This is a genomic window from Acinetobacter sp. NIPH1876, from assembly GCF_022808535.1.
Classification (GTDB): Bacteria; Pseudomonadota; Gammaproteobacteria; order Pseudomonadales; family Moraxellaceae; genus Acinetobacter; species Acinetobacter higginsii.
Window position 1 is genome coordinate 108,799 of record NZ_JALGBR010000002.1, and the last position, 24,335, is coordinate 133,133.

23 protein-coding genes are annotated in these 24,335 nt (G+C 41.2%); 10 read left to right on the forward strand and 13 right to left on the reverse strand.

Annotated elements, in window-relative coordinates:
- Window positions 1-130: 130 nt before the first annotated feature.
- From rlmH to MN869_RS02860, 3 genes are all read left to right on the forward strand, one after another.
- On the forward strand, window positions 131-610 hold the full coding sequence (rlmH, locus tag MN869_RS02850) for a 23S rRNA (pseudouridine(1915)-N(3))-methyltransferase RlmH (protein ID WP_004801239.1): 480 nt from the start codon (window positions 131-133) through the stop codon (window positions 608-610).
- A 100-nt stretch (window positions 611-710) separates the two neighbouring features.
- The gene (locus MN869_RS02855; RefSeq protein WP_005202340.1) at window positions 711-1,484 is read left to right on the forward strand and encodes a class III extradiol ring-cleavage dioxygenase; all 774 of its coding nucleotides are present in this window, start codon (window positions 711-713) and stop codon (window positions 1,482-1,484) included.
- 191 nt (window positions 1,485-1,675) lie between these two features.
- Window positions 1,676-2,782 carry an META and DUF4377 domain-containing protein gene (locus MN869_RS02860; RefSeq protein ID WP_005202338.1) on the forward strand — a complete coding sequence of 369 codons (1,107 nt, stop codon included), beginning with the start codon at window positions 1,676-1,678 and terminating at the stop codon, window positions 2,780-2,782.
- Window positions 2,783-2,872: 90 nt separating this feature from the next.
- On the opposite strand, the gene gdhA is transcribed toward MN869_RS02860, so the two are convergent.
- Complete coding sequence (gene gdhA / locus MN869_RS02865; protein ID WP_005202337.1) at window positions 2,873-4,219, reverse strand: NADP-specific glutamate dehydrogenase; 1,347 nt, start codon at window positions 4,217-4,219, stop codon at window positions 2,873-2,875.
- Between the two features lie 357 nt (window positions 4,220-4,576).
- On the opposite strand from gdhA, the gene MN869_RS02870 reads away from it, so the two are divergent.
- Window positions 4,577-5,392 (forward strand): RnfABCDGE type electron transport complex subunit B, encoded by an 816-nt coding sequence (locus tag MN869_RS02870; RefSeq protein ID WP_225761804.1) that lies wholly within the window; start codon window positions 4,577-4,579, stop codon window positions 5,390-5,392.
- Window positions 5,393-6,079: an endonuclease III gene (gene nth, locus MN869_RS02875; RefSeq protein WP_005202335.1), complete on the forward strand. Its 687-nt coding sequence runs from the start codon at window positions 5,393-5,395 to the stop codon at window positions 6,077-6,079.
- On the opposite strand, the gene MN869_RS02880 is transcribed toward nth, so the two are convergent.
- The 4 genes from MN869_RS02880 to MN869_RS02895 all read right to left on the reverse strand — a co-directional run bounded on the left by MN869_RS02880 (window position 6,076) and on the right by MN869_RS02895 (window position 8,950).
- Window positions 6,076-6,258, reverse strand: coding sequence for a hypothetical protein (locus MN869_RS02880; RefSeq protein WP_004801249.1), 183 nt, complete (start codon window positions 6,256-6,258; stop codon window positions 6,076-6,078). The genes nth and MN869_RS02880 overlap by 4 nt on opposite strands.
- A gap of 61 nt (window positions 6,259-6,319) precedes the next feature.
- Window positions 6,320-6,973 (reverse strand): adenylate kinase, encoded by a 654-nt coding sequence (gene adk / locus MN869_RS02885; protein WP_004801251.1) that lies wholly within the window; start codon window positions 6,971-6,973, stop codon window positions 6,320-6,322.
- An 83-nt stretch (window positions 6,974-7,056) separates the two neighbouring features.
- Window positions 7,057-8,370, reverse strand: coding sequence for a hypothetical protein (locus MN869_RS02890; RefSeq protein WP_005202334.1), 1,314 nt, complete (start codon window positions 8,368-8,370; stop codon window positions 7,057-7,059).
- Window positions 8,371-8,431: 61 nt separating this feature from the next.
- Window positions 8,432-8,950, reverse strand: coding sequence for a hypothetical protein (locus tag MN869_RS02895; RefSeq protein ID WP_004801255.1), 519 nt, complete (start codon window positions 8,948-8,950; stop codon window positions 8,432-8,434).
- Between the two features lie 239 nt (window positions 8,951-9,189).
- Here MN869_RS02895 and mrdA point away from each other — a divergent pair, with 239 nt between their 5' ends.
- A complete protein-coding gene (gene mrdA, locus MN869_RS02900) occupies window positions 9,190-11,229 on the forward strand; it encodes a penicillin-binding protein 2 (protein WP_005202332.1) in 2,040 nt (679 codons plus the stop codon).
- Complete coding sequence (gene rsmD / locus MN869_RS02905) at window positions 11,229-11,777, forward strand: 16S rRNA (guanine(966)-N(2))-methyltransferase RsmD (protein WP_005202330.1); 549 nt, start codon at window positions 11,229-11,231, stop codon at window positions 11,775-11,777. The genes mrdA and rsmD overlap by 1 nt, the downstream gene beginning before the upstream one ends.
- On the opposite strand, the gene MN869_RS02910 is transcribed toward rsmD, so the two are convergent.
- A complete protein-coding gene (locus tag MN869_RS02910) occupies window positions 11,774-12,178 on the reverse strand; it encodes a hypothetical protein (RefSeq protein ID WP_005202329.1) in 405 nt (134 codons plus the stop codon). The two genes, rsmD and MN869_RS02910, sit on opposite strands and share 4 nt — an antisense overlap.
- Window positions 12,179-12,568: 390 nt before the next feature.
- Between MN869_RS02910 and MN869_RS02915 the strand changes: the two genes are divergently transcribed.
- Window positions 12,569-12,919 (forward strand): hypothetical protein, encoded by a 351-nt coding sequence (locus MN869_RS02915; protein ID WP_004801268.1) that lies wholly within the window; start codon window positions 12,569-12,571, stop codon window positions 12,917-12,919.
- 38 nt (window positions 12,920-12,957) lie between these two features.
- Window positions 12,958-13,596: a DUF2238 domain-containing protein gene (locus MN869_RS02920; RefSeq protein ID WP_005202327.1), complete on the forward strand. Its 639-nt coding sequence runs from the start codon at window positions 12,958-12,960 to the stop codon at window positions 13,594-13,596.
- Between the two features lie 25 nt (window positions 13,597-13,621).
- Here MN869_RS02920 and blp2 read toward each other — a convergent pair whose 3' ends face one another.
- The 6 genes from blp2 to MN869_RS02950 form a co-directional block, all read right to left on the reverse strand.
- Entirely contained in the window at window positions 13,622-15,769 is a 2,148-nt protein-coding gene (gene blp2, locus MN869_RS02925; protein WP_005202326.1) for an Ig-like repeat protein Blp2, read from the reverse strand.
- Window positions 15,770-16,021: 252 nt separating this feature from the next.
- A complete protein-coding gene (sohB, locus tag MN869_RS02930) occupies window positions 16,022-16,984 on the reverse strand; it encodes a protease SohB (RefSeq protein WP_005202324.1) in 963 nt (320 codons plus the stop codon).
- Window positions 16,985-17,131: 147 nt separating this feature from the next.
- A complete protein-coding gene (gene pstB, locus MN869_RS02935; protein ID WP_005202323.1) occupies window positions 17,132-18,046 on the reverse strand; it encodes a phosphate ABC transporter ATP-binding protein PstB in 915 nt (304 codons plus the stop codon).
- Between the two features lie 14 nt (window positions 18,047-18,060).
- Window positions 18,061-19,455, reverse strand: a complete 1,395-nt coding sequence (pstA, locus tag MN869_RS02940; RefSeq protein ID WP_005202321.1) for a phosphate ABC transporter permease PstA — start codon at window positions 19,453-19,455, stop codon at window positions 18,061-18,063.
- Complete coding sequence (gene pstC, locus MN869_RS02945; protein ID WP_004652128.1) at window positions 19,452-20,831, reverse strand: phosphate ABC transporter permease subunit PstC; 1,380 nt, start codon at window positions 20,829-20,831, stop codon at window positions 19,452-19,454. The genes pstA and pstC overlap by 4 nt, the downstream gene beginning before the upstream one ends.
- Window positions 20,832-20,930: 99 nt before the next feature.
- A complete protein-coding gene (locus MN869_RS02950; protein ID WP_004801282.1) occupies window positions 20,931-21,962 on the reverse strand; it encodes a substrate-binding domain-containing protein in 1,032 nt (343 codons plus the stop codon).
- A 356-nt stretch (window positions 21,963-22,318) separates the two neighbouring features.
- Between MN869_RS02950 and MN869_RS02955 the strand changes: the two genes are divergently transcribed.
- A complete protein-coding gene (locus MN869_RS02955; protein WP_005202319.1) occupies window positions 22,319-22,768 on the forward strand; it encodes an SRPBCC family protein in 450 nt (149 codons plus the stop codon).
- A gap of 56 nt (window positions 22,769-22,824) precedes the next feature.
- Here the strand turns inward: MN869_RS02955 and MN869_RS02960 are convergent, their stop codons facing one another.
- Window positions 22,825-24,207 (reverse strand): amino acid permease, encoded by a 1,383-nt coding sequence (locus tag MN869_RS02960; protein WP_017402412.1) that lies wholly within the window; start codon window positions 24,205-24,207, stop codon window positions 22,825-22,827.
- Window positions 24,208-24,335 lie beyond the last annotated feature (128 nt).

A 24,335-nucleotide genomic window follows, 5' to 3' on the forward strand; every position in this document is an offset into this window, starting at 1 on the left:
TGAGCTGCGTTTTTTATGACTATGCTACAACTGCTTTTTGTATTTTTTATGACTAGATAAACCATACTTACCTGCATGTAACAAAGAACAGCGTTTATAATAGGGCTCATTTCCTCAAGCACACACGCCTATGAAAATCCGCATTCTCACCATTGGTCAAAAAATGCCTGCTTGGGTGTTAACTGGATTTGAAGACTATTTCAAACGTATCCAGCCCTTTGTACAAACACAGGTGATTGAGCTTCCAATGGCAAAGCGTGGCAAAAATGACTCTGAGGCAGATATTTTGAAATACTGTCAAATTGAAGGTGAAAGTATTCTAAATGCACTCAAATCCAATGAAACCTTGATTGCTTTAGAAGTAAATGGTCGTGAGCTGAGTACGGAAAAGTTAGCTGATACGATGAAACAATGGATGCTTGAAGGCAATGATATTGCGATTGCAATTGGTGGTCCTGATGGGCATTCCGATGCTGTTCGTAAAGCTGCTGCTTGGCATTGGTCATTGTCAAAACTGACCATGCCGCACCCAATGGTACGTATTCTACTGATTGAGCAACTTTATCGTGCCATGAGTATTAATCATAACCACCCGTACCATCGTGCTTAAAACTGTTCTAATTTTAGAACAACATGTTGAAATTTAAGGGCTATCACTGCAGTACTGAATTTGTCAGGATAATGGTGTATTCCCTTTCAGGTGTTTATTTATGGATCTGCAAACTTTACCCGGATTATTTATTTCTCATGGTTCGCCCATGCTGGCACTTGATCCAGAGCAAGTGGGTCCTGCACTGCATCGTCTGGGCAGTAACTTGCCGAAACCACAGGCCATTGTGGTGATGTCAGCGCACTGGGAAAGCCAAGCCTTAGAAGTCAACACTTCAACACGCCCAGAAACGTGGCATGACTTCCGTGGCTTTCCGCCTGAATTATATGACATTCGTTACCCTGCGGCAGGCGCACCAAAACTGGCAGAAGAAATCCTCTCGCGCTTTGCAACAGCGGGTATTTCTGCACATGCCAATAGTACCCGTCCACGCGATCATGGCGTCTGGATGCCGCTTTTGCACATGTATCCAGATGCAGATATCCCAGTGATTGAGATTTCACTCCCCCTTTATATGAGTGCTGATGACATTTACCATGTTGGAGAAGTACTCTCACCTTTACGAGAGCAACAAATTCTGTTGATCGGTTCAGGTAGTATTACTCACAATCTGGCTGAATTGTCATGGCATGCTGATGCCGATGTACCCGCATGGGCCAGTACTTTCCGTAATACAGTGGTCAGTAAACTCAGTCATCAAGATTACGATGCGGTACTAGATTGGCCATCTTTGCCTTATATTGAGCGTAATCACCCGAGCCTTGAGCACCTTGCGCCACTATTCTTTGCAATGGGTACAGGTCATCGTTTCAATATTGTACATAGCAGCTTCTCGATGGGCTCGTTGGGTATGGATATTTATCGTTTTGATTAAATAACCAACTACATCACATAAAAATAAAATGGGCTTGCTCAAAATAACGGCAAGCCTATAAATCTGCTATATTTTTCCAAAATTTTACAAATAGAAACATTTAACAAACTTAATTGCTAAAAGGATGACATGTTCTCTTTTTAAGAATCCTTTAAGCTTATGTCTGTTATTTATTTATCGTTGTTTTGAATATGAAAATCAAATATTTAGTTCTTGCATTACTTCCGCTTTCTTTAATGGCGTGCCAAACTGTGCAAAATGTAACTGATAATGTAATTTCTCAAATTAATACAACTGCTGCAAAAAACCTAACTGAATATAATTGGACCTACCAAGGTTCTAAAGCATCTAAACCTTTAGTGTTATCTTTTAACGCTGACCAAAAACTTGCAATCCAAACTGGCTGTAACAACCAAGGCGGTACTTGGGCTGTTGAAAACAACAAGATTGTAACGTCCCCGCTTGTATCAACAATGATGGCTTGTGCTGATGATTTAATGCAGCAAGAGCGCTTATCTGCTGACATCTTCAGCGAGAAAAAAGTACCATTTGAAATCAGCACAGTAAATGGTCAAGCAATTTTGACTGTTACTGATGCCAAAGGTCAAAAGCATGTATTTACAGGTGCAAAAGTGGCAAATAGCAACGTATTAACTAACTACACTTGGTCATATCAACCTGCTAATACTAAACGTCCAATCGTATTAAGCTTCTTAGCCAATGATCGCTTATCTGTAGACACAGGTTGCAACCGTTTAAATACATCATGGAAAATTGAAAATGGTTTAATCGCTACAGGTGATGGTGCATCAACCATGATGGCATGTGAACCAGCATTGATGGCGCAAGAAAAATTCGCGGGTGATCTTCTACAAAAACGTCAAATCGCGTTTGAAGTAAATACAGCCAACCCAGAGCAACCAACATTGGTAATCGCGGATGCTAAAGGTCAAAAATATACTTTCGTTGGTAAAATGACCCCAGAAGCAAAATACCAGTCTGAAGGTAAAACAGTTTTCTTAGAAATTTCACCTGAAACTAAATCTTGCACAGGCGTGGCACCACAAACTTGTATGCAAGTTCGTGAAATCAAATATGATGACAAAGGTTTAAAAACTTACGCAGATAAAAACTGGTCATTGTACTACGGTCAAATCGAAGGTTTTGAACACAACCCACAACAACGTGTGATTGTACGTGTTAAACGTTTTGACATTAAAAACCCTGCTGCTGACCAATCAAGCATTGCAGACGTACTCGATATGGTTGTTGAGCAAGAGATTGTGAAAAAACCATAATTTCATTCAGAAATAAAAAAATCCGATGCTTTGTCATCGGATTTTTTATGGGAAGCCCCCTCTTTATTAAAGAGGGATTTCGTACGATTTTTAATAAATACCCTGCGCTAAAATTGCATCAGCAACTTTTACAAAACCTGCAATATTCGCCCCATCAACATAGTTAATTGAGCCATCTTCCTGAGTCCCGTATTTGACACAGTTACGATGGATCTCTTTCATAATCGCATGTAAGCGCTCATCAACCTGTTCAAATGACCAACCCAAGCGATTGGCATTCTGCGACATTTCCAAACCTGAAGTTGCTACCCCACCTGCATTCGATGCTTTACCTGGTGCATACAGGATTTTCGCTGCAATAAATTTTTCAACCGCTTCAAGTGTAGATGGCATATTCGCGCCTTCTGCTACGCAAATCACGCCATTCGACAATAACGTTACTGCATCTTCAGCATTCAGCTCATTTTGTGTTGCACAAGGTAGAGCAATATCGATTGGGATATGCCACGGCGTTTTGCCTTCGAAATATTCAAAACCATGCTTTGATGCAAATTCTGACATCCGACCACGTTGAACATTTTTCAATTCCATCACTTCATCGAGCAAAGCCTTAGTGAAGCCATTCTTTAAATAGACCGTACCATTTGAATCAGACAAAGTCACAACTTTAGCGCCTAAGAACATCGCTTTTTCTGCGGCATATTGCGCCACATTGCCTGAACCTGAAATCGATACGGTTTTATTGGAAAAACTATCGCCACGAGTTTTCAGCATTTCCTCTGCAAAATACACTGTGCCATAGCCTGTTGCTTCAGGGCGAGCCAATGAACCGCCAAATGAAATCCCTTTACCTGTAAATACGCAAGATGTGTCGTTACTTAACTTTTTCATCATGCCTGTCATATAGCCAACTTCTCGACCACCCACCCCAATATCCCCAGCAGGAATATCGGTATTTGAGCCTAGATGACGGTATAGCTCCAGCATCAAAGCTTGGCAGAAGCGCATGATTTCTGCTTCAGATTTACCTTTAGGGTCAAAATCCGAACCGCCTTTACCACCGCCCATTGGCAGAGTAGTTAGCGCATTTTTAAAGGTTTGCTCAAAGCCTAAAAACTTTAAAATGGACAAATTCACAGAAGGATGGAAACGCATTCCCCCTTTGTATGGACCAATTGCAGAGTTGTATTGAACGCGGAAACCACGATTGACATGGGTCTGACCTTGGTCATCCATCCACGATACACGGAATTGAATCGCTCGCTCAGGTTCAACCAGTCTTTCTAGCAAGCCATATTGAGCATATTTCGGATTTTTCTCAATGAATGGCCACAAGCTGGTCATCACTTCTTCGACCGCTTGCAAAAATTCAGGTTGATATGGATCTCTAGCTTTAACATAATCCAGAAAGTCATTTAAGCTATTGTATTTCAACATTCACCCCCGAGCTTGTGATTTATCTTGGTGCTAAAAATGCACCAAAATAGAGTTTCCATCTATTAAATACAGATTACTATTTCATCACAATATTATTTTTAAGCTTAACTATTTTTATTAATTAAAATCATTTACTTATGTTAATAAATATTCATTATTTATATAATAAATGAAGGTCAAAAATGTAGAAAAAGTCACATTCCAACAGGAAAGCAGATTTATCTGAAAACTTAATTGCACTAAAAAACATCAATAAAAGCACTATTTATAAGCACAACCTATTTTCAACGCTACGGATATTTTTCGATTGCTTCGCCGCGATAAATCATTATTTGCTATACTAAGCTCCCTGTTTTTTTGCTTCATCTTCGATACATGTCCCCAACTGCACAACATGCGCTTATTGTCCAAATTGACCAACTGTTACCACAAACACAATGTGGTTTATGCGGGCATCGTGATGGCTGCTTACCTTATGCAAAATCGATTGCAGAGGGTGAGGAAGCCAATAAATGTGTGCCTGGTGGACAACCTGTTGCAGATGCACTGGCAGCCTTGTTAGAACGCCCGCAACTCAAAGCTGAACCCAGCGTTTGGGATATTCAACTGGATGGTCGACCACAACGGATCAAAGCTGTGATTCGTGAAGATGAATGTATTGGCTGTACCAAATGTATTAGTGCCTGCCCTGTCGATGCGATTATTGGTAGTGGAAAATTAATGCACAGTATTTTGACTGACCTGTGTACGGGTTGTGAGTTATGCATTCCACCTTGTCCAGTCGACTGCATTGATCTGGTTGAAGATACCCAACCTTTACCCACCACAACGCAACGTACGGCTGAACAGGATGATTTAAGACATCGTTATTACGCGCATATCCAACGTGAAGAAAAACGTCGCTTGAGCCGTAAAGGGCCAATTGTACGTGCTGAAATTGATGTGGAGTTTTTCGCCCAATTTTCTCAGGCGCTCAATAATGTCCCCGTGATAACCTTGGCGGATAAGCCGAAAGAAAACACCACACTCGATGCGAAAACAACAATCGAACTTGCAAAAGTACGCACCCAGATTAAAAAACTTGAAAAACAACTCAGTGTTCGTGCTGATGAATCAAAGCAAGCCCAATTAATTGCTTTACAACAACGTCTAACTGAGTTGCAGGAGGTCTAAATGTCCGTAAAAAATATGACTAAAAAGCAGATCCAGACCTTTTTTGAACGTTTACGTGAACAGAGACCACATCCTCAGACCGAGCTGAACTATTCCTCTCCTTTTGAGCTACTGATTGCAGTATTGCTGTCTGCTCAAGCAACTGATGTCAGCGTCAACAAAGCCACGGATAAACTCTATCCTGATGCCAATACCGCTCAAGCCATTTTAGACCTCGGAATTGATGGTTTAAAATCATATATCAAGACCATTGGCTTATATAATTCTAAAGCTGAAAACGTGATTAAAACCTGCCGAATTTTGGTGGATCAATATCAAGGTCAAATTCCAGAAACACGTAAAGAATTGGAAGCCCTCCCCGGTGTAGGACGTAAAACGGCGAACGTGGTACTGAATACTGCTTTTGGTCAGCCGACCATGGCCGTTGATACGCACATTTTTCGTGTCGGTAACCGCACTGGTTTAGCTGTTGGAAAAAATGTTTTAGAAGTAGAAGATCGCTTGATTAAAGTAATTCCGAAAGAATTTATTATTGATGCCCATCACTGGCTGATCTTACATGGTCGTTATTGCTGTATCGCACGTAAACCGAAATGTGGTGAATGTATCGTTGCAGATGTCTGTAACTGGCCAGATCGGTTTGAATTTGGTGCAAGCAAACCAATCGCAATAAAAAACCTCAGTTAATCCTGAGGTTTTTTTTGCTGTTGCAGTTTTGGATGTAATTGGCGAGCTTTACCATTTTTTCTATTTTCCAAGGCTTGTTGCTGTTGCACATGACGCAGCATTTTCTGACTTTGGTACAAAAGAAATAACAGTAAAACGATGCTGAAAATGACCACTAAAATCAAAACAACTTTTAGCATGAGCTTCCTCCAAATAAAAAGAGCTCTGTATTCAGAGCTCTTTTAAAATCTGCAACTTAAATTATTTATCTAAGATTGCAAATAAATCAGCTTGAACGTTTTCGATGGCACGTAAACCATCTAGCTTGTCATAAGTTGGTGCATTTTCACCAGAAGCAGCACGACCTTGATAGAAACCAACCAATTGCTCAGTTTCGCTATGGTAAGACCCAAGACGCTTACGAATCGTTTCTTCTTGGTCATCTGGGCGTTGCACTAGGTCTTCACCTGTTTCATCATCTTTACCTTCCACTTTTGGTGGATTGTAAACAATGTGATAAACACGACCCGATGCAGGGTGCTGACGACGACCAGAAAGACGTTGCACGATTTCTTCGTCAGGTACAGCAATCTCAATCACGTGATCAATGCTAATTCCAGCTGTTTCTAATGCTTCAGCTTGTGGAATTGTGCGCGGGAAACCGTCAAAGATACAACCATTTTCACAGTCAGGCTGAGCAATACGTTCTTTAACCAAGCCAATAATCAGTTCATCAGAGACTAAACCGCCTGATTCCATGACGCTTTTCGCTTTTAAGCCAAGTTCAGTACCTTCACGAATTGCAGCACGGAGCATATCACCGGTTGAAATTTGTGGGATATTGTAGCGCTTACAGATCAACTGAGCTTGAGTACCTTTGCCTGCCCCAGGTGGTCCGAGTAAAATAATGCGCATAAAAGAACATCCTCATTTAAAAACAATAAATCTTAAATTGAGCAATATCATACAGACTTATCACTCAACCAACATCAAATTAATTATAAGAAAGCAACAAATAAGTGAATTAAACCAGCAAAGAAACCAGTCACCCCACCGAGTACAATTAAGATCCACTCATCTTCTTGGAACGCAGGACGCAATAAGTTTTGGAACTCTTTCGGTGTTAGTTCACGGATGCGGTCTCTAAACATTTGAAAGATCTTCTGCGCACGACTTGCATTCAAAGCTGGGTCACATACTGGTCCCATGGTAATTTCAATTGAGCGATCAATCAAGTCGGTCTTGAGTCTAGCATATTCTCTTGGCCCTAATGAAAGCTGCAATGAGGTTCTGACCAGTGGAGTTTCCATAATTTCATTGATATGACGCTTGACAATACGACGAGTTTTGTCTTTTCTACTACCATACATCATTTCAGTCATGATGGACTTTAAGGTAATTAAATCTTCAGTCACTACACTGGCAAATACATCGGAAACCTCTTCCTGACGCTTCATAAATGCGCCTTGAACGTTGTAAGTACCAATCTTTAACACAGGCACAATCCAAGGAAATTTGCGGTCTTTGGTCAGACGAAAAATCTGCGGATAACGAATATAGTGTGGTTCAATCGGATTGAAGACCATCCAGATCGCAATCCAGTTGGTTAAAAAGCCCCAGATTGCTGCCCAAAACGGAACCGTCCAGTGCCATGGCACTACAAACCAAACGATCATTTGGAATATACCAAAGAACATCCCTATTAATGCACTGATATGCCAAATAAAATTAATTTCTTTCTGACCCACTTTCAGGAACATGCGTACCATTAAACGGCGGTCACCTTCCATTTGGCTCACCACCATTTCACGCATGTCCACCAGTGACTCAACGTTCATGGTCAGCTCAGTCACAAGTTCCCTAAGTGTCGTGGGTAACTGTTTATGTGCTTGCGCGTAGATACGACGCTTAATCGAATAAGGTAGGTTTTCCCAAAGTACAGCATTACGATCAATCATCACTTCATCAATCAGATGCTCAAGCTCAAACCCTACCTGCTCACCGATGATCATCGCCATATCTTCTGGATCCATTGCTTCTAAAAACTCTCGCAATGAACCCAATTTAGATAGCGTGTTATCAGTGATGATGCCTGAAATACGTCCAGCTTTACGTGGCACAATTCCTTGCCAACCGACAGGTAATGGTCCTAAATGGAAGCCCCAAAAGTTGATTGGGTAAAATACCATTTTCAATGCCATCCATACGTGTGCCCATGTTACAAAGGCGGTCACAGGGATGATACTCAAGACTGCCAGATGGTCAGGTCGATTTAGGAAAATCTGCCACAATTCATTGACGTAATCAAACATGCATGACTCTCTGAATTATTGATACATGATGGCCTATAAAAGGATGAACGTTAATTTCCTCTTACAAACCAAAACTTAAGGTATAAGAAAACTGAAGGACAGGTTCTGATTTTTTCACAGTATTGCCATTCCCATCTTCTATTTTTTCGCGTACTCCTGCGCCTACACTGAATGTGCTGATACGCTCACTATTCAACCAGACATAAGCAAGATCGGCACCAACACCCAAGTTGCCCTTTTGTTTACCCCCATAGTTCTTACTGTCTAAATGTCCTGCATAGACACCAAGGTAATAACCATTTTTATCGGTACCAGTTAAGTAGTACGGGTAACGGAATCCAATTTGTCCACCGGGTTCATTGTCATCATTTAAAAATGCACCCGCTTTGGCGTAGGCAATCCCATACGGATTTACCCATTCAAGGTTGGCATGTAATAATTTCTTAGTAAAACCTGCACCTACATTCCACGTTGAAACGTTTGCATCTTTTAATTTAGGCTCAGGCTTAAACGGATTTTCGTCAGCATGGGCAAAACCAGTAAGTGTTAAAACCGATAATAAAAGGCAAATTTTTCTCATTATTTTCTCCATTTTCCCTAAGAGTGTATTGGAAAATCCTATTTCAAACTGTTTGTGACTTTAACAGAATTATTTTGCTTCTAATATACAAGACCATACAATTTTAATGTCTGCAAAGTCAAAAGCTGTCGCAGCATCATTTGCATGATTTGTTGAAAATTCTACAGTATGATCATGCAACTTACGTTAAAATGCGTAGCCTTTGTATTCTCTCCATCTTGTAATTAAGTCGACACCCTATGAAACAGCACTTTCCTTTAAAAAATATGCAACAAGAAAAGCGCATTTATAAGGGTCGAATCTTTTTTGCAATCTTTGTCGTGGCGATTTTTCTACTTTTATTGATCTGTCGTTATGCATATTTACAGATCGTTCATTACGATGATTTTACAACGGCATCAGATAAGAACCGTATTCGCTTACAGCCATTAGCACCCGCTCGTGGCTACATCTACGATCGTAACGGCGTGCTATTAGCAGATAACTATCCAGTTTTCACTGCAACACTGAGTCGTGCCGATGTCAGCGATATTGATGACACCATTACCCGTCTCATTCCAATTCTGGGCTTGACCCAAGATGATGTTGACCGCTTTAAAAGCCGTGTCAAAACTGCACGTAAAACTGAACGCCTTGCGATCAAATTGAATTTGACTGAAACCGATATTGCCAAATTCAGTGAAGTGAAATATGCCTTTCCTGGGGTCAAAATTGAAACCCAAATGACCCGCTACTATCCACATGGTGAATTGTTTGCGCATGTGATTGGTTATGTGGGGCGTATCAATGATAAAGAACTCAAGTCTATTGATAAGGATTTATATGCGGGTACCAACCTGATTGGTAAAATTGGGGTCGAAAAAAGCTATGAAGACCTGTTGCATGGTATTCCTGGCTATGAATCTGTTGAAGCCGATGCACACGGCAATGTACTACGTAATTTAGGTCGCCAAAATCCAGCGCGTGGTAATGATCTGTATTTATCACTTGATTACGGTTTACAAACTATTGCCGCAAAACAATTGGCAGATCGCCGTGGTGCAATTGTAGCCATGGACCCACGTACAGGTGAAATCCTCGCATTGGTCTCCAGCCCAAGTTTTAATCCAAACCTCTTCGTGACAGGAATTAGTTCCAAAGACTATAGTGGACTGCGTGACAACCTCGATCAACCGCTTTATAACCGTGCGGTTCAGGGGGCATATCCACCAGGTTCAACCATTAAACCAATGTTTGGTTTAGGTGGTATTCATTATGGTCTCGTCGATTGGAGCACTGCAATTTCCGATCCAGGTTATTTCTCATTGCCTGGTGACAGTCACCGCTTCCGTGACCATAAAAAAACGGGTCATGGTTCAGTGAACATGCATAAAGCTCAAATTGTGTCCTGCGATACCTATTTCTATGTCCTGTCCTATCGCATGGGCATTGAGAAAATGAATGACTGGATGCGCCAATTTGGCTTTGGTGAAAAAACTGGAGTTGATTTACCAAGTGAAAGCACAGGTCTCTACCCGAGTCCTGAATGGAAAATGCGAACGCGTAAATCCAAATGGCTAAAAGGTGAAACCATTTCAGTCAGTATCGGGCAAGGGGCATTTACCTCTACACCTTTACAACTTGCTATGGCAACTGCGATCACAGCCAATAAAGGTTCACATGTCACACCACATGTACTCAGAGAAACCAAAGGTGCCAAAAAATTTAGTGTCCATAACGCGCCTGATGGCAAAATTAATTTCAATGGTACAGAACAAGATTGGATCAACATGCATGATGCAATGGTGGATGTGATTCAATCTGGTACAGGTCGTGGTATTAAAGGTGGTTTGCAATATTCAATCGCAGGTAAAACAGGGACAGCCCAAGTCAAGAGTATTGCTCAAGGTAAACGTTATAACGAAGCAGCACTTTCATCTCGACAATGGGACCATGGCTTATTCGTTGGTTTTGCGCCTGCCGATAATCCTGAAATTGCCATTGCCGTGGTTTGGGAAAATGGTAAACATGGCGGTTCAGCTGCCCAACTAGCACGTCCAATCTTTGACTATTGGCTGGTGACACGTAAAAAGAATCCACTTCGTCCAGCTAGCCATCAAGTCAGTGGAGGCTTAATGACTGCGGGAATTAAACCAGGTGAACTACCAAGCAGCAGTGTTGCAACCACGGCAACACAGAATGGCCAAGCAGCATCTACACCCGTCGCTTCATCCGCTCCAGCTTCTACACCTGTTGCACCAGCAACAGGTGCTCAACCTACGGATGGAGTGACTGAATAATGAAAAATCAATTACGTATCATCGGTGGTAACTGGAAACGCCGTACTTTACCCTTTGCCAGTATTGATGGTTTACGTCCAACACCAGATCGTGTCCGTGAAACACTATTCAACTGGTTGATGTGGGATATTCAAAACGCACAGGTTTTAGACTTGTGCAGTGGCTCTGGTGCATTAGGTTTCGAAGCGCTTTCTCGTGGAGCTGCAAAAGTCGTAATGATTGAACCGAATCCAACACAAGCCAAAGTCTTAAAAGACAATATTCAACTGCTAAAAGCGGAAAATTGCCAACTGCATGTTGCAACGGCACAGCAAGCTTTAAAAAAATTAAACGCAAGTTTTGATGTGGTGTTTCTTGATCCGCCCTATAGTCTAGATTTATGGCAAGAGTTAGCTGAGCTGGCTAACCCAATGATTGCAAACCATGCTTATATTTATGTAGAAGCAGATCGAGATTTAGCTCAACTCACCCTACCGCCTACTTGGCAGAAAATAAAAGAAACCAAAGCAGGTATGGTCAGAGCCGGTTTATATCAAAAAGTCAGTTAAAAAATCCGTAACCAGAAAAATCGAATCAATTGCCCTCGGTCAAAGGGAAAACTGGAAAGATATTCATAGCCAATTCGATTGGTCTGGTTCAACTGATACATCATGCCATAACCGACTGAAATCGAAAAATCATCCAGTGACAGGCTAGTGGTATCGCCTGTCAACATCTTATGGTTAAACTGATTGGTTTGATAAGCCGTATAGTTATAGACACGCCAACGTTCATTTTGAAAAAATTGGTTATGCAAAACTGAATATGCTGTTTTCATTTCAGGATAAGCAGCATCAAACATATGTTCTGTATCTTCGCTCGGCTCTGCAAAAAAATCATAATCATCCGCATAAGCTCCAGCAGAGAGACCAATCAAAAAACAGAATAAAAAAGGGTGCTTAATGTACATAACAAGATGTGTTGATGACTTTCCTATTTAGCATACCGCTAAAAATCATTTTTTATCAATCAATTGAATGTTTTTATCTACTATTTACAAACTGCTGTTTAAAATAACCACTCCATACGGCGACCATCTGGAATTATATGGGGACTCCCCCTTCAAAGCTCGTTTCCTTGATTACCTGCAGCGCTATAAATTATAGGGTACACAGGCATCAACAATCACACAGCCGCGCTTTTCTTATTTTCATTTTACATCCAGTCTATTTAACTTTTGTACAATTAGATATGCAGAGTAAAAAAATATTAATTTTTATCGTGTTAGACATAAATAATTAATTTATAAAATTCACCTTATATACAATAATAGCACCTTTAAAATTCTACTCTATCGATCATGAAGCTTTTGTACTTGCTCATTGCCACCGTGAGCTTAACCGGTTGTATCTTTGGGAAATCAAGCGAAGTAAAACGCGCTGAAAAAGTCCTACAGAGTTTTCAATGTAACAATATTGAATCCAATGAGTTAGCAACTTCTTCTATTTCAAATTTTTATCAACAATCACTGGCGGCGAATAAAGACAAAGCAGCATCTTATATTGAACAATATAAGAATGGTGAAGATCTCTTTGACATTCCGCTCGATGAAGTTGTACAACAAAAATATCAATTATATAAGCAAGCATGTCAGGCACTCGGTGGCGTCTCTACAGCCAAAGGAACAATTGCAGTAAAGGCCACTGAGTAACAGCAATAAAACTTGCCTGACTGTATTTAGGATACAGTATGATCGAACAACAACTGAGTTTAAAACATTATATTGCACTGGCGATTGTGCTTCTGGTGGTTGCAATTGCAAGTATTCAACCGCTTGAGTTTGAGGCTTATCTACTACACCAAGCGGGTACCGTGTTGATGCTCATCGCCCTCATCGTCACGATGAAAAAGATTGGCATCAGTTTTTATAGTTTTTGCCTCTATCTGGGCTTTCTTTTGATCCATATCTTAGGGGCACACTACCTCTACTCTTATGTGCCTTATAATGAATGGATTGAAAGCCTTTTTCACTTTGACTTAAATCAAACCATGGGTTGGTCACGTAATATGTATGATCGACTGGTGCATTTTGCTTACGGTCTATTACTCTATCCTTTTTTCTATCGCTGTTTTCAAGTCTGGTTACCAACTGCCAAACCTTTGACCCTATTTCTGCTGGTTATCCAGTTTGTCATGGCATCGAGCATGTTTTATGAACTGATCGAATGGTGGATCGCCATTGGTTTATCACCTGAAGATGCTGAAAACTATAATGGCCAACAAGGCGACGTGTGGGATGCCCACAAAGATATGTTCCTTGCAACCATCGGAGCACTGCTAATCGGTATTATTCAACTGCTCAAACAAAAAACGCCTATTCAAAAATAGGCGCTATTCTCAATATGAATACCAATTAAATAATAGAATGTTGCAATACCGTAAGCTGGTCTAAAGGATCGGCTTTAATGGTCTGAGCATAATCCAGATTTGTTAAATCAGCGTTTGCTGAATGACTGATTGTAGGAGATGAGTTTTGCCCTGTAAGCAATTGGTTCAAAACCTCATCCAACTGATTTGATGTTGGTTCTGGAGAAGATAATAAGCTGCTTAAGCCCAATTTTTCAGTGTTGGTCGATTCAGAAACAGGTTCAGCTTGCTGGGTTTGCAAGGCTTCCAAATCAACCGTATCTGCCAAAGATGCTTTCGCTACAGCAGGTGCAAGCACATTAAAACTAAATGCATCACTCGTCTCACTAATATTCCCTGCTGCATCAGTCAGGGTTAAGGTGATTTTATGCGCCCCTACACTCAAATCCTGCTTAACTTCAAAACTCCATCTGCCATTATCCCCGACTGTTACCGTACCAATCGGTTGACCATTGTCATAAATCGTCAGGACGGCTTTTGCTTCGCCCACACCTGCCAAAGTCGGTTTGCTATCATCGGTATCACCTCCCGCAGCGATCGCCCCTTTTACTGCACCGACATCATCCATGACCGTTTGCAAAATAGGTTTATTGGGCGCAATGGTATCTTTTGTCCCGACCACATCGGAAGCTTCGGAACGGTTCCCTGCAGCATCAATGATATAGACTTTACCTACATTTTTATCGGTTAAAGCTGATGAAAGTGTAATGCTAAATTTTCCATCCGCACCAACAGTACCTGAACCATACAGCGTTTTCCCATCTGCACTTCTAATTTCAATTTTACTATTTGCTTCCGCTGTCCCTACCACCGAATCACCTGCTGCATTGATTTCAGCAACCGCTTTATCTGGCGCAATAGTGTCCTTTCCAGCAGTAATCTCAAGTGGCTTGGACTGGTTGCCAGCAGCATCTTCTACAATGATGGTTGCCTTTTTATCTGTGGCTAATGCGGGTGAAAGTGTAATCTGAAATTTACCCTGCGCATCTGTGACTCCACTGCCAATGATTTTTCCATCCGCATCTTTGATCTGTACCTTGCTATTCGCCTCTGCTCGACCTTGAATTGAGGAACCTTCCTTATTTACATCCACAAAAGGTTGATCAGGAGGCAAAGTATCTTTTCCGGCAATCACTTTAGAAGGTGTCGATTTGTTTCCTGCAGCATCTTCGGCAACCACTGTTCCGCCTTTGTCACTGGTTAATACAGGTGAAACTTTTATCGAATACAGTCCTTCTTTATTCGCAATCACGGTACCTAATAGTTTTCCATCAGCATCATAAATCGAGACTTTTGCATTGGCTTCTGCCTTGCCAGTAACAATTGTGCCATCTGCATTAAGTTGTGCTGTCGGCGCATCTGGTGCAATGGTATCTTTATTTCCCGTCACGACAGCTGCTTTAGAGGCATTGCCAGAACTATCGATCGCGGTCACGCTGACCTTGCCACCATTCACCAAAGGCTGATCCAGCTTAATCGTGTAATTTCCTTCGGCATCGGCTTGAGTCGTAGCAATCACTTTCCCCGCAGCATCCTTAATTTCGATTTTGGCCTTAGCTTCGGTTTTACCCGTAATGGTTTGTGTATCTGTACCCAAATTCGCTGTCGGTGTCCCTGGTGGTGTTATATCAATCGGTTGGTTACTACTTTTATTTTTATCGTCATCATCATCTTTTACTGCCCATAAATACACACCTTCTGCGACTAAAGCAGCCAAACCCACTTTCCATAATTGGGATTTACTAATCGCAGAATCATGATCAACATTTTGAGGCTGAGAAACTGGTGTAGTAACTGCATCAGTATATGCAAATTGGGTCAATGAGGTCGCTGGGGCATAACGAACAAATTTACCCGAATCATCAAACTCTGCGACCGCATAAGTACCATCCACTTTTGCGAGTGCTAGGCTGTGTTCGGTTAGATTTTCATTACTATAAAAACCACTAACAACAATCTTTTCACCATTTTTTAGTGTAATGACAAGATCATTACCTTGCTTGATAATTGATTTAATATCTGCTTGATTTACACCAATCTGTACGATCGAAGGCTGGTCTAAAACCACACTTTTTAGTTGTGCATCTTGTAGGATATTCGAGTTTTTCTTTGAAAAAACAACAACTCTTGTCATTATTATGCTCACTTATCAATTATATTTTTAAATAATTCTTCGATTAATGAATAATTAAGTAATTCATCTTGCAAATAAAATATCAAATGATTGATATGACTACAATCTCTTCGATCAGAAGTTTTGTCATGTTTGTTTAATTCACCAAATATTCAAATCTAGCCAAGTATTTTCATAGAAATCAGCAGTAAGGCACATAAAAAAACCAGCCCTATAGACTGGTTTTTCAAGATCATTTTACAGTTCCAATCATTAAAATTTTGGATCACGCATTTGTACCAATGTGCTATTTGCCTTTGCCAGACTATCGGTAATTTTACTGAGCACAGTCGGAATTAAACTCTCAGCCATTTGTGCAGCTTGCAAACCTAATTTCTCACCAAAAGTTGGACGTTTACGGGTATTAATCACATAAATATCATGCTTTGGTAATAGACTTAATAAATACTCATCTGAAGTTTGCAACTTATCTACCAAGTTCAGTTCACGGGCATCCTCACCATACCAGTGCTCGCCTGTTGCCACTTTTGTAATATCCAGTTGAGGACGATATTTCTCAACAAAATGTTTAAATAAAGAATGGGTTTGCTGCAATTCTTCTTCAAACTTCGCCTTACCTTCTGGTGTATTTTCACCAAACATAGTCACGGTACGCTTGTATTCACCTGCGGTATATAATTCAAAATCAACATTATGTTGTTTTAACAAACGATTGAAGTTTGGCACTTGTGCGACCACACCAATCGAACCAACCACAGCAAACGGCGCAGAGATAATTTCGCTGGCAATACATGCCATCATATAACCACCACTGGCTGCAACCTTATCTACACAGATGGTGACGTGAAAGCCTGCATCACGTAAACGCACCAATTGAGCTGCTGCAAGACCATAGCCATGCACCATTCCACCAGGACTTTCCAAGCGAACAACAACACGGTCATGCCCTGCTTTGGCAGTCGCTAAAATCAGGGTAATTTCTTCACGAATAGTATCTACGGCAGAAGCTTGGACATCCCCTTTAAAGTCGAGGACATAGATTTTTTGATCATTCTTTTTGCGGATCTTGGCTTCTTTGGAAAGTTGTTGAACAAGTTGTAATAACTCCAAACGAGATGCTGTCGTTTGCGCAATTCTTTTTCTTTGTTCATTCACACGCGCATTTAAATGACTAATACGAATTTCAGCAGGAAACTTAGGTAAATGGAATAACATGAAGTATGTGCTCTATAAGTTCGGCGTTATTGTTCTAAGATGTGGTCTGCTCAATAAAAATTCAATAGCGATTTTGCAAAATAGATTCATTTTCATTTATATATAAAAAAAGAGTCCGAAGACCCTTTTTTATATAACCCTAAAAAATTAACCAAAACGCCCTGTAATATAAGCTTCAGTCAATTGATGATCAGGCTGAGTAAACACTTTTTCAGTCGAGTTCACTTCAATCAGGTCACCCAAATGGAAGTAAGCTGTACGGTCAGAGACACGCGCCGCTTGTTGCATAGAGTGGGTGACGATCGCAATGGTGAATTGTTCTGACAATTCTGAGATCAATTCTTCAATTTTTGCGGTCGCAATTGGATCGAGTGCCGAACATGGTTCATCCATCAAAATCACTTCTGGACTCACCGCAATGGTACGTGCAATACATAAACGCTGTTGCTGACCACCTGATAAACCAGTGCCTGGCTGACTCAAACGATCTTTGACTTCATCCCATAAGCCCGCTTTACGTAAACTGTTTTCCACGATTTCTTCTAAATCATATTTATCACGTGCCAGACCATGTAGTTTCGGGCCATAAGCAACATTGTCAAAAATTGATTTTGGGAATGGGTTTGGCTTTTGGAACACCATGCCTACTTGCGCACGCAATAACACCACATCAAGGTTTGGATCATAGATATCTTGATCATCCAAAGTCACCTTACCTGTCACACGGCAGCTATCAATCGTGTCATTCATACGGTTTAAAGTCCGTAAGAACGTTGATTTACCACAACCCGATGGGCCAATAAATGCAATCACCTCATTCTGGTAAACATCAAGGTCGATGCCTTTGATCGCCTCAGCGTCACCATAATAAACATGAACATCTTTGGTACTGATTTTCACTTCGCTCGTTTTTGGCTTTTTATTTGAAGAAGCCGTTTCAAACTGAGAGACAAATGCAGTATTTGATTGCTGAACTTGCGCTTCAGGTGACGTAAATTCTTTTTGCTGTGGATTCACTGATTTATCCTTTTCTACGGCGTTCATAATATCAATCGTATTCATTGTACTCTCCTCAATTACCAACGCACTTCAAATTTCTTACGGAGCCAAATGGCAAGGCTATTCAAACCAATCATTAACGCTAGTAAAACAATAATCGCTGCTGCAGTACGTCCTTCGAAGAAGTTACGTAATTCATTACCTTGCCATAAATACACTTGTACTGGCAATGCGGTTGCTTGATCGAGTGGTGTTGTCGGCACGCTTGCAACGAAAGCACTCATTCCGATTAAAAGTAATGGCGCAGTTTCACCCAGTGCATGTGCAACCCCAATGATCGCACCTGTCATAATGCCCGGTAACGCCAGCGGCAATACGTGATGAAAAATGGTTTGTACTTTCGACGCGCCTAGACCCAACGCGGCTTGACGAATCGAAGGCGGCACTGCTTTTAACGATGCACGTGTCGTGATAATCACGGTTGGTAAAGTCATTAAGCTCAGAACCAAACCACCGACCAGTGGTGCTGATAATGGCAATTGCATCCAGCCAATAAAGATAGCTGCACCGAGTAAACCAAATACAATTGAAGGAACCGCAGCCAAGTTATTAATGTTGACTTCAATAATGTCCGTCATCATGTTCTTTGGTGCAAACTCTTCAAGATAAATTGCACTCGCAACACCAATTGGAATCGAGATCACAATCACGATCATCATCATGAATAATGAACCCATGAATGCGCCGGCTAAACCACTTGTTGCAGGTGAACTACGAGAATCTGGACTAAAGAACAAGTTAGTATTGAAGGTACTTTTAATAATTCCTTCTGCTTTTAACTGATCTGCCAGTTGACGAACTTCTGGTTCAAGTTGTTGCTGATCATCTGGCAAACTACGGTCAATATTACCTGCTAACCATACATCTATATTGGCATCCGCTAAGAATTTGATCTCTTCTTTGCTTCCAATCAGTGCAGGGTTTTTAAGCACCATATCACGCAAACGGTATGCTTCAGAACTGGTATATAAACTGCTTAGATAATCACGTTGAGACTCTAATGCTTTATTTTTGGCAACGATGCCATTTACGATCAAGGCATCCCAATCCACCATCCCCATTTCAGTTTGCCAAGCGACCATGCGCTCTTCAAAGTGAGCTGGGGCTTCACCAACTGTTTGTTTTGGCTTCGCCCCAACATTAATGATCGCTGGATCAAAATAAACAGGAACTGTAATACTGCTTTGCCAAAAAGCAGGCAGACCTTTCGCCAAGATGCTACCAAATAGTAAGGCAACAAATGCCAGCGCGATCACAACCGCCGAGATACCGGCAAAGCGAAAGGTTTTTTCTTTCCGATGACGCTTAGCCAAAGAACTTTGGATCTTTCTTTTACGCTGCTCACGTTGTTCAGCAGCTACTTGAGGATCCAATAGGTTCGGATCCAGAGGAGATGTATTTGATGAACTCATTCGTATTGCTCACGATATTTACGCACGATGTACAGTGCAATAATGTTTAGACCCAAAGTAATCACAAACAGCGTTAAACCAAGGGCAAATGCCACCAGTGCTTGCGGGCTGGCAAAGTCAGTATCCCCCGTTAATTGCTTCACAATCGTGACGGTTACGGTTGAAACTGCTTCAAATGGATTTGCATGCAACAATGGACTGTTTCCTGCTGCAAGCACCACAATCATGGTCTCACCCACGGCACGGGATACGGCAAGTAAAAATGCCCCTGTAATCCCTGGTAGGGCAGCTGGTAGAACGACTTGACGAATCGTTTCTGATTTCGTTGCACCTAAACCCAAAGAACCATCACGTAATGCGCGAGGTACCTGAGTAATGATGTCATCGGATAATGAGGAGACGAATGGGATAATCATAATCCCCATTACAAAACCTGCGGTGAGTGCGCTGGTCGCATTAATATTGATGCCAACACTCTCACCCACCATTTTGAAGAATGGGCCAATCACCATTAAAGCGAATACGCCATAAACGATGGTTGGAATCCCTGCCAAAACCTCAATCGCAGGTTTTGCCCAAGAACGCAACCTTGGCGATGCATATTCAGCCAGATAAATCGCAACCAACAAGCCAATCGGTACCGCAACCAATAATGCGATACCACTGACCATCAAGGTTCCCCAAATCAGCGGTAAGATACCGTAACTGCCTTCTGCATTTCCTGAGGTGCTAAAACCTGGATTCCATTCAGTACCAAAGAAGAAATCAACTGGACTCACAAAATGGAAAAAGTGTAACGCTTCTCTCAACATCGATAAAACAATACCGATTGTTGTCAGGATTGCGACACCAGAACACAGAATCAATGCAACATTAATGGTTTTTTCGACTTGGTTACGTGCACGGAATTGTTGGCTCACATGACGCTTTGCCCACACTAAACCAGCCAGTCCAGCACTAATCACCACTGCAAGTTTTGCAAATGAGCCAATGGTCTGGAATTTAGCAAGTTGTTGCGCTGCTGCAACTTCATATGCTGCTGGCTGATCTGTTACCCCGAAACCAGAAGCAATGGCTTGCACTCGACTGGTTAAAACATCACGACCTGCCGCATCTAAGGTCGAACTTACAGATGCAGGAATATTATTAAAAATAATATGCTGTAAAATACTTGGTTCAACCAAGTTCCAAATAATCAAAATTAAAAAAGCAGGAATACCACACCACAAAGCAACCAACGCCCCATAATATCCTGGACGAGAATGTAGTGTTGCTGAGTTATTTCCCTTACCTGCTAGGTTACGGCTTTTACTCAGCCCGATTTGATATGCAATTGCCACAAGGGCTAATAACACACCGATAAGTAGCAGATTCATGTAATCTCCACTGTTTTCTCAATTTTCATGATTTGAAAAAACTTAGCTAGACAAAAAGGCTGATGATCCAACGTCTCACCAGCCTCCCTTTTAACAATATTACTTAACTGATTTACCAGCTTTGAAATCAGCTAGGATTTTTGCGCGCTCTTTGTCGCTTAAAGGAATCAAGCCCGCTTTTTCTAATTTAGAACCTTTACCAGAAATTTTCTTGTTTAAGAAGAATTCTGTGTATTGCGGTAAGCCTTTGATTGATTTCAAGTGCTCGCCTTTCACGTAGAAGAACAATGGACGCGAAACAAGGTAGCTACCATCTAGTACAGTTTTCTCAGATGGAGTCACGCCATTTACAGTCGCTACACGTAATTTATCACGGTTTGAATCATAGAAACCTAGACCAAATACACCGACTGCATTTGGAGAAGTTTTCAAGCGAGCTAGAGTTTCAGTATAGTCACCCGCAATTTCAATCACACGACCATCTTTACGGAAGGTTGAACATGCTTTCTTTTGATCGTCTTTACTTAAAGCTTTGTAGTAATCAAATGCTTCACAACCAGCATCAACCATTTTCTCTTGGAAAACTTCACGCGTACCGTGGTTAGATGCAGGAATAACTAAAGTGATCGGCTCATTTGGTAATGATTTATCAATTTGGTTCCAAGTTGTATATGGGTTTGGAACTAATTTACCATTTGAAGGAAGCTGTGCAGATAATGCAGTGAATACATGGATTGGTTTTAATTTATACGCTGCTTTTTTAACATTTGATGCAAATACGATACCGTCGTAACCCACTTTAATTTCTTGTACTTGGTTTACACCAGATTTTTTACATGCATCAAGCTCTGTGTCTTTAATTTGACGAGAAGCATTTGCGATGTCGATGGTGTTATCACCTACACCTTGGCAGAATTGCTTCAAACCACCGCCCGTACCACCTGAACCAACAACCGGTGCTTTGAACTGTGGGAATGTGTTGCCAAACTCTTCAGCAACAATACTTGCAAACGGTAATACAGTAGATGAACCAGCAATTTGAATCGTATCACGAGCTGCATTCGCAGTCGTTGCTACAGTTGCCCCAGATACAGCTAATGCAATTGCGATGTGACGTGGATTTAAGCGCATTCTGTTTTCTCTCATTTATGCAATTTGGTTTACAACTCTTTTTAAGTTAAGTGTTGTACTTTGGTTAACTGCATTTTGAGCAGATAATATGACAATTAAGTGACAACTTTATGACGCTTTTGTGATAGCCATTTCTTAAGCTCAATTTTTAGAAAATTATTGGTCATAAAGTCATATTTTCTGCTTTATTTTTTGCAGCTCGGAACTCGATTACACTCAGAAAATAACGTTTAGATATTGAATTTTATCGGATTTAAAAGAACACTCGCGCATTCAGCTTAACAAAAAGCATCTTGGGCAGAGCAACCAGTTTATATATGTTTTATGACAATTCCCTATCAAAAAGAACAGATACAATGCTAAATCCTGTCATAATTGAAACACAAATGCTGATTCGTAAACCGGCCCACAGCGTTTTTGAAGCATTTATTGATCCAGAAATCACCTCAAAATTTTGGTTTAGTTCGGCAACAGCACCACTTGAACAAGGAAAAACGGTTGAATGGACTTGGGAAAAATACCAAGTTTCGGCAAACGTAAAGGTGACAAAAATCATTACCAATGAATTGATTCAGATTCAATGGGGCGAGCCGAGCAGTACGGTTGATTTTATCTTTGAAGCGATCAATGACGATCAAACCTATCTCAGAATTCAAAATTATAATATCCCCTTACAAGGTGATGAGCTGATTGCCTTTATTATTGATAATACGGGTGGCTTCACCACCGTCGTAGATAGCTTGAAAGCCTATTTAGAGCATGGAATTCAACTCAATCTGGTTCAGGACAAGTTTCCACCCTTCTAGATCAATACAACTTTGATGCAATAAAAAAAAAGGCACCTTACTGTGCCTTTTTTGATTTAAAGATTGGACTGTGCTTCGGGCAGAACCAGCATTTTTTTACGATATTTAAAGATATACATCGCCGCTAAAATCGCCAGCCAGATCGGTCCAAGAATAACAGCCAAACGCATATCAGGGGTCATCGCCATAATAATCAAAATAAAGCAGACAAAGCTGATGGTGAGATAATTACTCCATGGGCTCCAGATGCTTTTAAATTTGGTTTGATGTTGTTTCAGGCGCATTGCTTTATTAAATTTCAAATGGGTGACGGAAATCATTAACCAGTTAATCACCAATGCTGCAACCACCAGCATCATGAATAACTGAAAGGCTTCACCCGGAATTAAATAGTTGACCAACACACATATCGCCGTAACCGAAGCAGAGACAATCGCCGCAGGAACCGGAATTCCACGCGCATTCACTTTTTTCAATATCGCAGGTGCATTGCCCTGTTCGGCCAAGCCATGCAACATACGGCTATTACAATAAATACAACTGTTATAAACAGAAACCGCTGCAATCAACACCACAAAATTGAGGACATTGGCAACCCCATTACTATTCAAAGACTGGAAGATCAACACAAAAGGGCTGCCCCCTTCCGCCACCATATTCCATGGATAAAGACAGAGTAAAATCCCGATTGCACCAATATAGAAAATCAAAATACGGTACACAATCTGATTCACCGCCTTAGGAATAGTGGTTTCAGGATTTTTGGTTTCTGCTGCGGCAATTCCGATCAGTTCAAGCCCACCAAAGGCAAACATGATCACGGCAAGCGCCATAATAAAGCCATGCGTGCCATGTGGAAAAAAGCCACCGTGTTGCCATAAATTGGCAATCCCCGCCTGTGGACCCGCAGAACCTGAAAGCAATAAATAAGCACCAAAACCGATCATACTTAAAATCGCAACAATCTTAATGCAGGAGAACAGAAATTCGGACTCACCAAAGAATCTGACATTGACCAGATTAATGGCATTAATCAGCACAAAGAACACCAAGGCAGTCAGCCATGTGGGCACGTCTGGCCACCAAAACTGAATAAAGGTCCCGATGGCGCTCAGTTCAGCCATACTGACCAACACATACAGCACCCAATAATTCCAGCCCGACATAAAGCCTGCCATGCGGCCCCAGTATTTATTGGCAAAATAACTAAATGAACCGCTCACGGGTTCTTCAACCACCATTTCTCCTAAATGGCGCATAATTAAAAACGCAATCACACCAGCAATCGCATAACCCAATAAAATAGAGGGCCCTGCCAGTTTGATGGTTTGCGAAAGACCCAGAAATAATCCTGTCCCAATTGCCCCGCCTAGCGCAATCAGCTGGATATGCCGATTGGACAATCCTTGCTTTAACTCATGTTTATTGTTTACATCCATCATGTTATCTCCAATGTGTGTGTCACATCCTGTACACCTTTTTATACAGCGCATGATTCGAAGCTCAGCATGAAGCTCCGAATCTGATTCGCTCTCTTATCAATTTATAAAGTTGAAGATTTTCCAAT

Coding starts and splice junctions, on each gene's coding strand:
- MN869_RS02915 (WP_004801268.1), top strand. CDS start 12,569: ATGAAGCTTTTGTACTTGCTCATTGCCACCGTGAGCTTAACCGGTTGT.
- nth (WP_005202335.1), top strand. CDS start 5,393: ATGTCCGTAAAAAATATGACTAAAAAGCAGATCCAGACCTTTTTTGAA.
- pstA (WP_005202321.1), bottom strand. CDS start 19,455: ATGAGTTCATCAAATACATCTCCTCTGGATCCGAACCTATTGGATCCT.
- MN869_RS02960 (WP_017402412.1), bottom strand. CDS start 24,207: ATGGATGTAAACAATAAACATGAGTTAAAGCAAGGATTGTCCAATCGG.
- MN869_RS02955 (WP_005202319.1), top strand. CDS start 22,319: ATGCTAAATCCTGTCATAATTGAAACACAAATGCTGATTCGTAAACCG.
- blp2 (WP_005202326.1), bottom strand. CDS start 15,769: ATGACAAGAGTTGTTGTTTTTTCAAAGAAAAACTCGAATATCCTACAA.
- mrdA (WP_005202332.1), top strand. CDS start 9,190: ATGAAACAGCACTTTCCTTTAAAAAATATGCAACAAGAAAAGCGCATT.
- adk (WP_004801251.1), bottom strand. CDS start 6,973: ATGCGCATTATTTTACTCGGACCACCTGGGGCAGGCAAAGGTACTCAA.
- rlmH (WP_004801239.1), top strand. CDS start 131: ATGAAAATCCGCATTCTCACCATTGGTCAAAAAATGCCTGCTTGGGTG.
- gdhA (WP_005202337.1), bottom strand. CDS start 4,219: ATGTTGAAATACAATAGCTTAAATGACTTTCTGGATTATGTTAAAGCT.
- MN869_RS02890 (WP_005202334.1), bottom strand. CDS start 8,370: ATGTTTGATTACGTCAATGAATTGTGGCAGATTTTCCTAAATCGACCT.
- MN869_RS02860 (WP_005202338.1), top strand. CDS start 1,676: ATGAAAATCAAATATTTAGTTCTTGCATTACTTCCGCTTTCTTTAATG.
- MN869_RS02920 (WP_005202327.1), top strand. CDS start 12,958: ATGATCGAACAACAACTGAGTTTAAAACATTATATTGCACTGGCGATT.
- MN869_RS02950 (WP_004801282.1), bottom strand. CDS start 21,962: ATGCGCTTAAATCCACGTCACATCGCAATTGCATTAGCTGTATCTGGG.
- pstB (WP_005202323.1), bottom strand. CDS start 18,046: ATGAATACGATTGATATTATGAACGCCGTAGAAAAGGATAAATCAGTG.
- MN869_RS02895 (WP_004801255.1), bottom strand. CDS start 8,950: ATGAGAAAAATTTGCCTTTTATTATCGGTTTTAACACTTACTGGTTTT.
- MN869_RS02855 (WP_005202340.1), top strand. CDS start 711: ATGGATCTGCAAACTTTACCCGGATTATTTATTTCTCATGGTTCGCCC.
- pstC (WP_004652128.1), bottom strand. CDS start 20,831: ATGAATCTGCTACTTATCGGTGTGTTATTAGCCCTTGTGGCAATTGCA.
- MN869_RS02910 (WP_005202329.1), bottom strand. CDS start 12,178: ATGTACATTAAGCACCCTTTTTTATTCTGTTTTTTGATTGGTCTCTCT.
- sohB (WP_005202324.1), bottom strand. CDS start 16,984: ATGTTATTCCATTTACCTAAGTTTCCTGCTGAAATTCGTATTAGTCAT.
- MN869_RS02880 (WP_004801249.1), bottom strand. CDS start 6,258: ATGCTAAAAGTTGTTTTGATTTTAGTGGTCATTTTCAGCATCGTTTTA.
- rsmD (WP_005202330.1), top strand. CDS start 11,229: ATGAAAAATCAATTACGTATCATCGGTGGTAACTGGAAACGCCGTACT.